The following is a 13,377-nucleotide window of genomic DNA, read 5'->3' on the forward strand; positions in this document are numbered from 1 at the left end:
GGCGATCACCACGTGGGGGTGGGAAGTCCCAGGTGATCGCGCAGGGTGGTGCCGTGATAGCGGCGACGGAAGAGTCCGCGCTCCTGCAGGATGGGAACGACTTCGTCGACGAAGGGATCGAAACGTTCGTCGATCACGTCGAACATGATGTTGAAGCCGTCGACGTAGCCGGTCGAGAACCACGCCTCGATCGTGTCCGCGACGGTTTTCGGGCCTCCGGTCACGGCGAGATGACCGATGCCGTCGCGCACGATCTCGCGCACCGTCCTGCCGGATTCGCCGAGCGAGGCCAGTGAGCGCAGGAACCCCTCCGAGGTCGCGTGGCGCTGCTTCTCGAAATGCGAGTCGTCCAGTGCCAGTGGGGAGTCCAGGTCGATGTCCTCGGCGGGGATGCCGAGCCGCTGTGCGAGCATCGCCAGCGTCGCGGCCTCGGATTCCGGGTCGGCGAGTTCCTCGCGTCGTCGCCGCGCCTCCTCGTCGGTCGATCCGAGCGTGAGCACGAGGCCGGGCAGGGCGAGCACGGGTTTGCGCCCCGGCGTCCTGGCGGCCGCGGATGCCGCGTCGAGTCCGGCGCGGTAGTCGCGTGCGGCATCGATGGTCGCGGCCGCGACGAAAGTGGCGTCCGCGTGACGCGCGGCCAGGTCCAGGCCGTCGGCCGATCCGCCCGCTTGGAACACGACGGGAATGCCCTGCGGTGACGGCGGCACCAGTCCGCCGCCGGTGACGGAGAAGAACTCCCCGCGGTGCCGGATCGGTCGGACGCCGTCGGCCGCGGCGTAGCGTCCGTCGCGTTTGTCGGCCACGATCGCCTCCGGCGACCAGGTGTGCCACAGATCCTGCACCACATCGAGGAATTCCCGTGCCCTGGCGTACCTTTCGGTCTTGGGCGGCAGCACGTCGAGTCCGTAGTTCGGCGAGACCAGCGGGTTGTAGCTGGTCACCACATTCCATCCGGCCCGCCCGCGTGAGATCCGATCCAGCGTGGCGATCGAACGCGCCAGGTTGTACGGGTGGTGCCACGTCGAGGAGACCGTGGCCACCACGCCCACATATTCCGTCTCGTGGGCGGCGAGGGTCAGCGCCGGTACCGGATCGAGCGTGGCACGCTGGGGTTCGGTCTCCCAGCTCGGCGTCAGCGCGGGAACGTCGGCGGTGAAGATCGCGTCGAAGAGTCCGCGCTCGGCCGTTCGAGCCACGCGCACATAGAAATCCGGATTGGCGGTGCCGAGCGGATCGATACCGTCACGACGCCAGGCGTTGCGATAGGACCCGAGTCCCGGGCAGTTGACACCCAGATGCAGCGGCGGTTGTCCCGACATGACCTCACCTCACCCCGACAGCGGGTTTCAGACGGCCGCGAGGGCGGCCGTCGCGCGGACCGGATGGTGGCGTCGTCGCGACGCGGGCTCGTTCTTGAGCCACGGAGGCAGCCAGCCCTCGTCCGCGCGGTTGAGAGTCACACCGGGCGGGACGATCTCGTCGATCGCGTCGAGCACGGACTCGTCGAGCACGATGTCGGGGACACCGAGCAGGCTCTCCAGGTGGTCGAAGGTGCGCGGACCGACGATCACGCTGTCCACGTCCGGATGATTCAGCACGAACGCGACGGCGAGTTCGGGCAGGCTCAGCCCGGCCTGCCGGGCCAGCTCACCGAGGCGGATCGCGATATCGCGCTTGGTCCGGTTGATCGGCAGGTCGGGATCGTGACGGTCGGGCTGGCGCGCGGCACGTGCCGACGGCCCGGCCTCACTCCCCTCGACATGTCTGCCCGACAGCCAGCCGCCCGCGAGAGGACTCCAGGTCAGCACACCGAGCCCGTACTTGCCCGCGATCGGCAGGGTCGCGCGCTCGACACCCCTGGCGAGAATGGAATACGGGGCCTGCTCGGTCGCGGGGCGGCTGCGTCCGTCCCGGGTCGCCGCCCACTGCGCCTCGACGAGCAGATGCGGTTCGTTGGTCGTGGTCCCGTAGTAGCGGATCTTGCCCTGGCGTACCAGGTCGTCCAGCGCGCCGACGGTCTCGGCGATATCGACCTCGGTGTCGGGTTTGTGCTGCTGATACAGATCGATGTAGTCGATATCGAGTCGGCGCAGCGAGTTCTCGACTTCCTGGAAGATCCATCGGCGCGAGCTACCGCGGGTATTGACCCCGTCGCCCCACTGACTGTGGAATTTGGTCGCGACGACGATATTGTCGCGATGACCCTTCAATGCCTTGCCGACAATCGTTTCACTCTCCCCCTGTGAATACGAGTCGGCCGTGTCGACGATATTGATGCCCGCGTCGAAAGCCCGGTGGATGATCCGGATCGCTTCGTCGTGATCGGCCGGTGGCACGCGAACCGAAGTTCATCGCGCCCAGGGTCAGCGGGCTGACCTTGACTCCGGTCCTGCCGAGCGTGCGGTAACTCAATGCTCCATCCCATCCTTCGTCGGTGCGAGCGCGTCCGGGACTCCGGCACATTCGTGAGAGACGTGCCGCGCCGTTCACTTCGGACACGCGCAGACCAAGTCTGGAATCTCGACGGGATGCGATCAACGAACTTCCGCTACGACAATTGCGAAGAAAATCCGATGAATGGCACGGGGAGGGCCGCGTATCGATGTCGCGATATATATCCGCAGGATGATTCGAATTATCGAGCGGGTCGACGGCGCACAGCAGAAAAAATCACGAAGGACCGAATGATTCCCATCGACGTGCGCGAATTCGCGTGACCGCTCACTCTACGCCGGACCGCGCCGCGGCGGACTACTCGAAGCAGGCGGTCATCGCGGGCCGTCGCGCCGCAGCGACGCCAGGAGGTCGAGTGTGCGGCGCTGTTCTTCGTCGCCGCCACGCACGCTGAGGACGAGATCGGTGGTGCCGACGGCGGCGAACGCGCGGATTCCCTCGGCCACCACCTCTTCCGATCCGAGCAGTGCGGTCTCGTGGACTCCGCTCAGGCCCTGGCGGTCCAGGAGGTCTCGATAGCTCGGCAGGTCGGACACCCCCGCGGTCTGCCGCGCCAACTCCCGGCGGAACGCGTCCGGGTCGGCGGTGACGGCCGTCGACACGACCGCCGCGATCCGCGGCACTCGCCGTCCCGCCGCCGCGGCGGCGGCCGAGAGCCGGGGCGCGATATGGTCGGCGATTATATGCGGTGTGGCCCAGGTGGTTACGGTGCCGTCGGCCAGTTCGCCCGCGATGCGCAACATGGTCGGCCCCAATGCCGACAGCAGCACCGGCGGCGCGACCGCGCCGGGAACCTCGACCGTGCCCGCGGCCCGCAACGTCTCGCCCCGGTAGTCGACGGTCTCCCCGCGCAGCAGCGGCACGAGCGCCGAGAGGTATTCGCGGATGTGGCGAGCGGGACGTTCGTAGCTCAGCCCGAACATGTTCTCGACGACGTGCGGATGACTCGGGCCGATCCCCAGCGTGAAGCGGCCCGGTCCGAGCGCGGTGACGGTGAGCGCCTGCGAGGCCAGCGCGAGGGGATGTCGCGGAAATGTGTGCGCGACCGCCGTTCCCAGCTCGATATCGGGCACCTCGCGCACCGCGAGCGCCGCGACGGTGATCGCGTCCCAGCCGAAGACCTGGTTCAGGAAGACGCTGTCCAATCCGGCCCTTGCCGCCGCCCGGATCCGGTCGAGCACGTGGTCGATCGGTGGCGTGCCGCCGATGTAGAGACCGATGCGCAACGCAGCCCCCTAAAGGTGAATCCCACATTCATATTCCGATGTCGAGGCTACCAGTAAGGTGAATCGAGGGTTCACAATGTCGAGCGGAAGAGAAGTGGGATGAGGGCTGACGCGCAACGCAACCGAGCGTCGATCACCGATGCCGCGCTCCTCGTCTTCTCCGAGCACGGCGGCGCCGCGTCCATGGAGACCATCGCCCACCGCGCAGGCCTCAGCGTCGGCGCGCTCTACCGCCATTTCCCCGATCGCCGGACCCTGGTCGAACATATCGCCGTCGACGCGTTGCGTGATCTGCTCGCGTTCGCACAGCGCGCCCGCGACGACCCCGACCCGACCCGATGGGAGGCCTTGCGCGCGGTGGTCGTGCACTGTGTCGGTCTGCCACTGGCCATGACACGGACCCTGCGCGAGACTCCCGAAGCCGGTCCCGTTGTCGCGGAACTCATCACGCGGACCAACGCGATACTCGAACGGTTGACGCTCGACGCTCAGCGCGAGGGCAGCGTGCGCGGAGATCTCACCGCGGCCGATATCGTGCGGGTACTCGAATTCGCCGTCTGCCGACCGGGCGCGCGGGCCGAGGATCCACTGCTCACCGTGGTGCTGGACGGACTGCGATCCTGAACGGTGACGTCGCGGCGGGATTCCCCCTCACCGCTCGGCGAACCAGCCACCGACGGCCGGTGCGGTGTTGTGCCAGATGTGTTTGGTCTCGCGATATTCGGCCAATCCACTCGGCCCCAACTCACGGCCGTTGCCCGAGCGTCCGAAACCGCCCCATTCCGCACCGGGCGTGTACACCCCGAAGTCGTTGAGCCACACCGTTCCGTGCCGCAGCGCACGCACGACCCGCTCACCCCGGGCCGGATCGCCGGTCCGGACACCGGCCGCGAGCCCGTAGGAGGTGTCGTTCCCGAGTGCGACGGCTTCGGCCTCGGTCTCGAATCGCTCCACGGTGAGGATGGGGCCGAAGGTCTCCTCCTGGACGATCCGCATCTCGCGGCGGCAGTGGTCCAGAATCGTTGGCAGGTAGTAGCTTCCGTCCGCGAGCCGGGGGTCGGCCGGGCGCCCACCACCGGCGACGAGTACCGCGCCTTCCGAAATACCCAGCGCGACATATTCTTCCACTTTCGCTCGATGCTCCGGCGACACCAACGGCCCGGTCTGCGAGGACGGGTCGATGCCGGGACCGACGCGGATCAGGGCGGCGCGGCGGACCAGTTCCGCGACGAAGACCTCGGCGATGGACGCGTGCGCGATGAGCCGGGTACCCGCCGAGCACACCTGCCCGGAATGCAGGAACGCTCCGGTCAGCACCGCGTCGACGGCACTGTCGTAGTCGGCGTCGGCGAAGACGATATGCGGATTCTTGCCGCCGAGTTCCAGGGTCACCCGCGTGACGTTCTCGGCGGCCCCTCGCGCGATGGCCGCCCCCGTCGTCGGACCGCCGGTGAAGGAGATCAGATCGACGTCGGGGGTTTCGGTGAGCGCGGGCCCCACGACGGCGCCGTCGCCCTGCACCAGATTCACCACACCGGGTGGCACTCCGGCCCGGTCGAGCAGGCGCACCAGCGCCAGTGTGCTCAGCGGCGTCACCTCGCTCGGCTTGAGGACCATCGTGCATCCGGCCGCCAGTGCGGGCGCGATCTTCCACGACATCTGCAACAGGGGATAGTTCCAGGGGGCGATCAGCGCGCACACCCCGACCGGTTCGTGCACGACGCGACTGATCACGGCCGGATTCCCGGTGTCGACGAGTCGGTCCGTCTCGGTGGTGACCAGGTGGGCGTAGTAGCGGAAGACCGCGATCACGTCATCGATGTCGAGCAGACTCTCGCGCAGCGTCTTACCGGTGTCGAGTGTCTCGATTCGCGCCAACTCGTCACGGTGTCCCGCCAGCAGTCCGGCGAGACGAACCAGCAGCGCGGCCCGCTCTTCGGTGGTGGTGGCGGCCCAGCGCCCCTCGTCGAACGCCGCGCGGGCCGCCGCGACCGCCCGCACCGCGTCCGCGCGATCAGCCTCGCCGACGACGGCGATCACCGTGCCGTCGGCTGGATCGTAGATCTGTCTGGTGCCGCCACCGGCGGGGTGCACCCAGTTTCCGTCGATGTAGAGGCCCGGTGAGCCGAGCGAGGGCTCGTCGTGGAGGAGCATCGCGACCTTCTCTCGTTCGCCGACGGTGCCGAGTTTCGATCAGCCCGACTGTAATACTGGCCGCACCCGTGGCCCGACGGTTATGTCTGATGTCTGTCCGGTTCGAGCGAGAGGCCGAATGTGTTTCGCGTCCGCGATGGCGGGAAAAGCTGGACAAGATCGGCGATTCGCACCCCGCGCGCCGTTCGGAGTGGACACGTGGATTCGATTAGTCTTCGACGGCTGCGCGTCCGGTGAACCTCGGTAAGGAAATCTCGACCGGTATTCGGCTGACGATGGGAATCCCGTGAATCTATGGAACTACATCCGGGGGCGGGGGGAGTTTCTGACGTTCCTGACATATCAGCACGCGTCCCTGGCGTTCCAGACGGTGCTGGTCGGCACCCTCGTCGCGGTGCTCGTCGCGGTCGCGGTGTATCGACTCCCGCTCGTGTCGGCCCTCACGCTGACCTCGAGCCGGGTCGCCCTGACGATTCCGTCGCTGGCCCTGCTCGCGTTACTGCTCGTCCCGTTCGGACTCGGCGTCGTTCCGTCGTTCGTCATGCTGACGTTCTTCGCCGCGCTGCCCGTCATCGGTAACGCGATCGTCGGATTGCGTTCGGTACCGGAATCGGTCATCGAATCCGCGCGCGGTATCGGGCTCTCGCGTCGGCGCATCCTGCTGACCGTCGAACTGCCGATCGCCTGGCCGGTGATCCTCACCGGCATCAGGGTGTCGACCCAGATGATCGTCGGGGTCGCCGCCATCGTGGCCTATGTGCTAGGCCCCGGTCTCGGCTCGCTGATCTTCAACGGCCTGTCCCGGCTCGGCGGCGCGAACGCGCTGGAGATGGCACTGACGGGCACCATCCTCATCGTCGTCATCGCGTTGGTGTTCGACGCCCTGCTCGTCCTGCTCGGACGCTTCACCATCGCAAAGGGACTGTCATGACCGACGCTGTGACCAGCAGACCCGCCCCGACCGCCCCCGAGCGGAACGTGACCGGCGCTTCCATCCGGCTCGACTCGGTGGTCAAGCGCTACAAGGGCCAGGAAGAACCGGCGGTGCGGCGCCTGGACCTCGAGATCGACGCGGGCGAGATCGTCGCGTTCGTCGGTCCGTCCGGGTGCGGCAAGACCACCACCCTCAAGATGATCAACCGGCTGATCGAGCCGACCGAGGGCCGGATCTTCATCGGCGATCGTGACGTCACCAAGGAAGATCCCGACAGACTGCGGCAGTCGATCGGCTACGTCATCCAGTCCGGTGGCCTGTTCCCGCACTGGACGGTCGCCAAGAACGTCGGCGCGATCCCCCGCGTGCTCGGCTGGGACAAGAAGCGGATCGCCGAACGGACCGAATACCTGCTCGATCTCGTCGGTCTCGACCCGGCGATCTTCGCCGACCGGCTGCCCAAGGATATGTCCGGCGGACAGCAGCAGCGGGTCGGCGTGGCACGCGCGCTCGCCGCGGACCCGCCGGTGCTGCTCATGGACGAGCCGTTCGGCGCGGTCGATCCGATCACCCGGGTTCGCTTGCAGGACAGCCTGATCGCGATCCAGCACGAACTCGGCAAGACCATCGTGATCGTCACCCACGATTTCGAAGAGGCCACCAAACTCGGCGACAAGGTGCTCATCCTGTCCGAGGGCGGCCATGTCGAGCAGTACGCGCGACCCGAGGAGATTCTGACCAGCCCGGCCACCCCGTTCGTCGAGGAGTTCGTCGGATCCGGCGCGAAACTGGCCTACCTGACCGTGTCGAGGGTCCGTGATGTGCCCTTCGACGAGGTGATCACCGCGCGGGTCGGCGAATCCTCCGGGGCGGTCATCGCCCGTGCCAAGGCCGCGGGACAGAGTTGGGTGGTCGTCGTGGACGGGGCCGGGCGGCCGCGGTCGTGGCCGACGCTCGCCGAACTCGCCAGCAAGCCCGAGGTCTCGGATTTCCTCGATCGGCGGCTGCCCGTCGTCGCCCAGTCCTCGACCCTCAACGACGCGCTCGACGCCATGCTCGCCACCAGCCAGGGCGCGACCCTGGTCACCGATGGCCGCGGTGCGGTCCTCGGCTCGCTCGGCATCGGCTCGGTGACCGAGGTGATCCGCGACAAACTGGCCGAAGGCCACTCCGACGGAGAGGACCCGTCCTACGAGACCTACGTCGACGGCAGCGATCCCACACCGACACCGGTGATCGCCGCCGACGAGGGCCCCGGATCGGCCGGACAGTCATGAACCGGTTGCGCCGCGTCCCGATCGACGTATGGTTCGAGCCGATCATCATTCTCGTCGTCGGTATCGGCTACATCTTCTGGTACCGGTCCCAGGAATTCACCGCGACCGAGCAGGCGTCGCTGGGCTGGGACAACCTCCGGACCACCATCCTCGAACACGTCGAACTGACCGTGGTCGCGACCGTGATCGTGGTCGTCGTCGCTATTCCGCTCGGTATCGCACTCACCCGGCCCGCGTTGAAGCGGTTCGAACCGATCGCCGTCAATATCGCCAATATCGGCCAGGCCGCCCCCGCCGTCGGCCTGCTGGTGCTGTTCACCTTCTGGCTCGGCACCGGTTTCCGCACGGCGATCGTCGGCCTGGTCGTCTACGCGATCCTGCCCATCCTGCAGAACACAATCGTCGGGCTCAGACAGGTCGACCAGCGCACGATCGAGGCCTCGCGCGGCATCGGCTACTCGGGCGCCAGGACGTTGTTCCAGGTCGAACTGCCGCTCGCGGTGCCGGTGATCCTCAACGGTGTGCGCACCGCGCTGGTCATCCTGGTCGGCACCGCGACACTGAGCACCTTCATCGGCGCGACGAGCCTGGGCACCCTGATCACGACCGGCGTCACGCTCTTCCTGCCGAAACTGCTCATCTCCGGCGCCATCCTCGTCGGACTGCTCGCGCTGATCATCGATTGGCTCGGTCGACTCGTCGAACTGGCCGCGACACCGCGAGGAGTCTCATGAGATCGCGACGAGCCAGACTTGTCACACTGCTCTGCGCGTTGACCGCGGCGATATCGCTGGCCGGATGCGGACTGGTGAGTTCCTCGGGAACATTCCACGACGCGAGCCTGCCCGGCGGCGACAGACCACTCGACGGCGCGAAGCTGACCGTCACCTCGAAGAGTTTCACCGAGGGCGTGCTGCTGGGCAAGATCACCGCGACCTACCTGGCCGCGGCCGGGGCCGACATCACCGACCTGACCGGTGCGCCGGGATCGGCCTCGTCCCGGCAGGCCCAGCTCAACGGCGACGCCGACGTGCTGTGGGAATACACCGGCACCGGCTGGGTCAACTACCACAACGAGACCGAGATCATCTCGGACCCGGGCGAACTCTGGCAGCGGGTGCACGACGTCGAGAAACGCGATCACAACCTCGAGTGGCTCCCGCCCGCCAACTTCAACGACACCTACGCCTTCGGCGCGTCCACTCCGACCGCCGATCGCCTGAAGGTGAAATCCCTCTCCGATGTCGCCGCGCTCCCCGTCCCGGACCGGACCTTCTGCGTCGACGACGAATTCTTCAGCCGCTCCGACGGTTTCATTCCGATGCTGGAAAAGTACGGCATCCCCTACAACACCGCGAACGGAGTTCCGTCCGGCAACGTGACGCGCATGGACGCGGGCGTCGTCTACACCGCGACGGCCAAGAGCTCCCCGTGCAATTTCGGCATGGTCTACACCACCGACGGCCGGGTCAAGAATCTGAACCTGGTGGTCCTCGACGACGACAAGAAGTTCTTCCTGCCCTACAGCGGGACGGCGGTCGTGCGCGGCGAGATCATCGACCGATACCCGCAACTGCGGCCCCTGCTCGGGACGATCTCCGAACGTCTCACCGATCAGCTGATGCAGGAACTCAACGGTCGCGTCGACATCGACGGCGAGGATCCCGCGGACGTGGCCTACGACTGGTTGAAGAGCGAAGGACTCATCGAGTAGAACCACCGGAATCCACGTCCAGCTAACAGTAGGAAATCCGACGATGGAGCCGTTCGACCGGACTCGCCGACCCGAACAGGGCCGACAACGCTTCGACAGTGGAAATGTTCCTGTTTCAACCCGCTCGACTGTTCGCCTGCTGGTAACCATGTTACCGTGGTCCGATCCCGTTCCCGGGGACTGCCAGTCATCTCGAAGTGGAGGCGTGTTGCTCACACTCTCGCCGACCATCCGATCGGTTCGAATCATCGGATGCCACACGTCATCGGCCTCGACCGAGCAAACGATCTCCCACGAGAACAATCGGTAGCGGTCATGGAGCGTCACGTATCGGTCGAGTTCGGCATCGAGGGCATGCCCGTGCTGCACTATCGCGCGGAAGAGTCCGCCGCGACGGAATTCGCCGCCGAGATGCGCAGGCTCCGCCCGACCGGCACGGTCAGCGTCGACGATTGCGTGACCGGGGAAATGGAACCCCTGCCCTGTCAGCGGCTCTACCGCCGGTCCTGAATCGGTTCACCGGCCTCGCCGCGAGGCGCCAGGCTGCCGCATAGAGCGCCACCGCCACCACGCAGCCTCGAACCGCGCCGATCAGACCGGCCCGGACAGCGTCGTACCCACTGTCGTGACCACCGCCGACCACCGCCACACCGCAGATGATCGCGAACACCACGATCATGGGCAGTGCGAGACTCCACCACGTGGGGGTCGGATCGACAGCCCGGATCACGGGAGCACGCCGGTACCAGCGCACGGCCACCACACCCACGAGCACCATCCCGCCGATCGATGACGCGTATCCGATCACGTTGTAGAGCTTGTGCGGTTCGACGACACTGACCCGCAACCACGCCCATTGCCGCACCGCCGCGCCATCGGTCTGGGTGAACGCGTCCCATGCCAGATGCGTCGCCGCGCCGACGACGATCGCGACAGCCGCTGTCACCCACTCCCCGACCGAGCGAAACCCGCTGTCGAACGCGGGGATTCGCCGACGAAGCCCGGACGGGGCGAGGGCGAGCAGCGGATTCGCGGTCAGGCGGAAGATCGCGAGCAGGGCGAATCCGAACAGCAGATCCCACCCCGGCAGTGCCGCTGTCGCATGGGTCCGCACGGGCAGCGACAGCGGCAGGTAATAGACCACGTCCGGTGCCATCGTGCCCGCCACGAGAGCCGGGAAAGGCAGGTGGCGACGGAGCAGGAGCGCGGCCGCCGGGTGGGCGAGGGTGAACGGCACCGGACCGAGACTATCCGGCGGAGAAATCCTCGGTAGGACATCGCCGTGCGGGGCACGACCCCGCTCAGACCGACGAGAAATGGGCTTCCGCCACGTCGAGGAAGCGTCGACCTATCGCCGAGTTATCCGATTCGGCCCAGGCCACGGCCATCGGCACAGCGGGCGCACCCGCCACCTCGCGGAACACGACGCCGGGACGAGTCGCCGCCGCCACCCCGCGGGTCACGAATCCGATCCCCGCGCCCGCGGCGACCAGGCCCGCCAGTGTCGTCACCGGCGTTGCTTCCTGCACGATCCTCGGTTCGACACCGGCGGAGCGCAGACACGAGGTCATGGCATCGAACAGGACGGGCCCGACGCTGCGCGGGGCGGCGAGCATCGGCTCTCCGGCCAGATCGGCGAAGCCGATACTCGACAGCCCGGCCAGACGATGTCCCGCCGGAATCGCCAGGACGAACGGTTCGTCGGGCAGTGCGCGAGTTCGCAGATGGGAACGTTCCAGAGGCGGGTGCAGTACACCGAGGTCGATCTCGCCGCGATCCAACGCCGCTTCCACAGCGGGGGAATTGATTTCGAGCAGGTCGAGGGTCACCTGCGGGCAGGTGCGGCGAAATGCCTGGATCGCCCCCGGCAATGCCGTGTAGGACGCGATCACGGTGAACCCGAGCCGCAGTCGCCCGTGCAACCCCCGCTCGGCCCGACGCGCGGCATCGGCGGCTCGCTCCCCCTGTGCGACAGCCGCTTTCGCGGGCTCGATGAACGCCCGTCCGGCCTCGGTCAGCCGGACACCGCGCCGATCGCGATCGAGCAGAACAGCGCCGACATCACGTTCGAGAGTTCGGATCCGTTGACTCAGCGCGGGTTGGCTCAGGTGCAACTCCGAGGCCGCCCGCCCGAAATGCAGGGTCTGCGCCACCCGGAGGAAGCATTCGATCGACCGAAGATCCACGCTGTGATCGTATTTCACTATCACAGCCTCCGATATACCGATTGAAATGCGATCACAGTCGCGCCGACACTGGGCCTATGACCGGAATGAAAGCCCTCAGCCTCTGTCTGGCCGCAGGCGTCGTCGCCGCCTGCGGATCCGGCGATCCCACGACCGGCATCACCCTCGAACGCGTCGTCGCGATCTCCGACGGCGACTACCTCGCGAGCACCTACGCCGACGGAGTCCTCCCGCCCGCCGACGCCGGTCACCGCGACCTGTTGACCGCGACCAGCATTATCGACGGCACCGTCCGCACCGAAGAGATCGAAATCTCCAACTCGGTCACCGCCGCACCCGAAGTCCTCGCCCTCTCCCCCGACGGTTCCACCGCCTTCGTCGCCGAACGGCTCGGACGCCGCGGGACCGGCGACACGACGGCGGGACAACTGCCGCCGGGGAATCAGCTTGCCGCCGTGCGTATTTCCGATGAGAACACGATGACGCTCACCGCGTCCGCGACCACAGCCCCGACGCCGGAGGCCATCGCGGTCAGCCCCGACGGGAACCACATCGCCGTCGTGTCCAACGGTACCGACTCCACGCGATTGCAGCTGATCCCCTGGAGTGGAACAGAATTCGGCTCGCCGACCGATTTCGACCTGGCAGCCCTCGGCATCACCGGGAACTCCCCCGGCCCCCGGGGCGGCGTACTGGCGACCAACGTCCAGTGGCATCCCGGCGGCCGTGCACTGGCCGTCAACATCACCACCCAGGACCGCGTGGCGTTCTTCTCGGTCGACGCGCGGCCGAACGGCACGGTGGCCGTGACACCCTGGGGCGCCCCGGTCCGCACCGGCGCCGATCCCTTCGTCGGCCGCTTCACCCCTGACGGACGCCACTACCTGACCTCCGACTGGGGCCGCGACCTCACCGCCACCACCCTCGCCGACCGACTACCGACGACCCGCTCGAAACTCGGCGTCATCCGGCTCGGCGAGCCCGGCACGACCACCGAACATCGGGTCGTCGCCACCGCCGACACGGACAAGTCCGCCGAAGGGCTCGCCATCAGCCCCGACGGCACGCATATCGCCACGGTCAACATGCGCGGCAGCGCGTTTCCGCCCGGCTCCCCCGGCTACGACGAATACGCGTCGGTGACCCTATTACGCATGGACCAGGCCACCGGAGCCGTGACCAAGATCGGCGACTACCCACTGCGCGGCGTCCTGCCCGAAGGCGGCGCCTTCGACCCCACAGGCGAATACTTCCTCGCCACCGTGTTCCAGGGCCGCGTGCCGCAGGACCCGGGGCCGGGAATCGAGATATTCCGCGTCGGGTCCGACGAGGAGCCGGGTTTGACTCCCGTGCAACGGATCCCGCTGCCCCACGGTGTCCACCACGTCGCCGTCGGCTGACCGACGGGCGCTGTTCGGTGTCGCGTCAGCTG

The 13,377-nt window shown here is 67.4% G+C and carries 11 protein-coding genes and 1 pseudogene; 6 read left to right on the plus strand and 6 right to left on the minus strand.

Annotation, left to right across the window (positions count from 1 at the left end; translation table 11 throughout):
- Window positions 1-5: 5 nt before the first annotated feature.
- From JZ792_RS32055 to JZ792_RS32065, 3 genes and pseudogenes are all read right to left on the minus strand, one after another.
- Window positions 6-1,319 carry an NtaA/DmoA family FMN-dependent monooxygenase gene (locus tag JZ792_RS32055; RefSeq protein ID WP_216916608.1) on the minus strand — a complete coding sequence of 438 codons (1,314 nt, stop codon included), beginning with the start codon at window positions 1,317-1,319 and terminating at the stop codon, window positions 6-8.
- 27 nt (window positions 1,320-1,346) lie between these two features.
- A pseudogene (locus tag JZ792_RS32060) lies at window positions 1,347-2,412 on the minus strand (aldo/keto reductase).
- Window positions 2,413-2,768: 356 nt separating this feature from the next.
- Window positions 2,769-3,680 (minus strand): TIGR03564 family F420-dependent LLM class oxidoreductase, encoded by a 912-nt coding sequence (locus tag JZ792_RS32065; protein ID WP_216916610.1) that lies wholly within the window; start codon window positions 3,678-3,680, stop codon window positions 2,769-2,771.
- Window positions 3,681-3,779: 99 nt separating this feature from the next.
- Between JZ792_RS32065 and JZ792_RS32070 the strand changes: the two genes are divergently transcribed.
- Window positions 3,780-4,304, plus strand: a complete 525-nt coding sequence (locus JZ792_RS32070; RefSeq protein ID WP_216916612.1) for a TetR/AcrR family transcriptional regulator — start codon at window positions 3,780-3,782, stop codon at window positions 4,302-4,304.
- A gap of 27 nt (window positions 4,305-4,331) precedes the next feature.
- Here the strand turns inward: JZ792_RS32070 and JZ792_RS32075 are convergent, their stop codons facing one another.
- Window positions 4,332-5,834, minus strand: a complete 1,503-nt coding sequence (locus JZ792_RS32075; RefSeq protein WP_216916614.1) for an aldehyde dehydrogenase family protein — start codon at window positions 5,832-5,834, stop codon at window positions 4,332-4,334.
- A 286-nt stretch (window positions 5,835-6,120) separates the two neighbouring features.
- Between JZ792_RS32075 and JZ792_RS32080 the strand changes: the two genes are divergently transcribed.
- From JZ792_RS32080 to JZ792_RS32095, 4 genes are read left to right on the plus strand one after another with little or no spacing between them, the layout of a single operon-like run.
- Window positions 6,121-6,765, plus strand: a complete 645-nt coding sequence (locus tag JZ792_RS32080) for an ABC transporter permease (RefSeq protein WP_216916616.1) — start codon at window positions 6,121-6,123, stop codon at window positions 6,763-6,765.
- Window positions 6,762-8,045 (plus strand): ABC transporter ATP-binding protein, encoded by a 1,284-nt coding sequence (locus tag JZ792_RS32085; RefSeq protein WP_216916617.1) that lies wholly within the window; start codon window positions 6,762-6,764, stop codon window positions 8,043-8,045. Before JZ792_RS32080 ends, JZ792_RS32085 begins: the two co-directional genes overlap by 4 nt.
- On the plus strand, window positions 8,042-8,779 hold the full coding sequence (locus JZ792_RS32090; RefSeq protein WP_216916619.1) for an ABC transporter permease: 738 nt from the start codon (window positions 8,042-8,044) through the stop codon (window positions 8,777-8,779). The genes JZ792_RS32085 and JZ792_RS32090 overlap by 4 nt, the downstream gene beginning before the upstream one ends.
- Window positions 8,776-9,759 (plus strand): glycine betaine ABC transporter substrate-binding protein, encoded by a 984-nt coding sequence (locus JZ792_RS32095; protein WP_216916621.1) that lies wholly within the window; start codon window positions 8,776-8,778, stop codon window positions 9,757-9,759. Before JZ792_RS32090 ends, JZ792_RS32095 begins: the two co-directional genes overlap by 4 nt.
- A gap of 439 nt (window positions 9,760-10,198) precedes the next feature.
- On the opposite strand, the gene JZ792_RS32100 is transcribed toward JZ792_RS32095, so the two are convergent.
- Complete coding sequence (locus tag JZ792_RS32100) at window positions 10,199-10,996, minus strand: DUF4184 family protein (RefSeq protein ID WP_216916622.1); 798 nt, start codon at window positions 10,994-10,996, stop codon at window positions 10,199-10,201.
- A 64-nt stretch (window positions 10,997-11,060) separates the two neighbouring features.
- Window positions 11,061-11,945, minus strand: a complete 885-nt coding sequence (locus tag JZ792_RS32105) for a LysR family transcriptional regulator (RefSeq protein WP_216916624.1) — start codon at window positions 11,943-11,945, stop codon at window positions 11,061-11,063.
- A 77-nt stretch (window positions 11,946-12,022) separates the two neighbouring features.
- On the opposite strand from JZ792_RS32105, the gene JZ792_RS32110 reads away from it, so the two are divergent.
- Window positions 12,023-13,345, plus strand: coding sequence for a lactonase family protein (locus tag JZ792_RS32110; RefSeq protein WP_216916626.1), 1,323 nt, complete (start codon window positions 12,023-12,025; stop codon window positions 13,343-13,345).
- Window positions 13,346-13,377: the final 32 nt, after the last annotated feature.

This window comes from Nocardia noduli, assembly GCF_019038455.1.
GTDB lineage: Bacteria > Actinomycetota > Actinomycetes > Mycobacteriales > Mycobacteriaceae > Nocardia > Nocardia noduli.

Excerpts from the sequence above, each read along its gene's own strand:
- JZ792_RS32090 (WP_216916619.1), top strand. The coding sequence starts at position 8,042 with ATGAACCGGTTGCGCCGCGTCCCGATCGACGTATGGTTCGAGCCGATC.
- JZ792_RS32075 (WP_216916614.1), bottom strand. The coding sequence starts at position 5,834 with ATGCTCCTCCACGACGAGCCCTCGCTCGGCTCACCGGGCCTCTACATC.
- JZ792_RS32095 (WP_216916621.1), top strand. The coding sequence starts at position 8,776 with ATGAGATCGCGACGAGCCAGACTTGTCACACTGCTCTGCGCGTTGACC.
- JZ792_RS32085 (WP_216916617.1), top strand. The coding sequence starts at position 6,762 with ATGACCGACGCTGTGACCAGCAGACCCGCCCCGACCGCCCCCGAGCGG.
- JZ792_RS32110 (WP_216916626.1), top strand. The coding sequence starts at position 12,023 with ATGACCGGAATGAAAGCCCTCAGCCTCTGTCTGGCCGCAGGCGTCGTC.
- JZ792_RS32055 (WP_216916608.1), bottom strand. The coding sequence starts at position 1,319 with ATGTCGGGACAACCGCCGCTGCATCTGGGTGTCAACTGCCCGGGACTC.
- JZ792_RS32070 (WP_216916612.1), top strand. The coding sequence starts at position 3,780 with ATGAGGGCTGACGCGCAACGCAACCGAGCGTCGATCACCGATGCCGCG.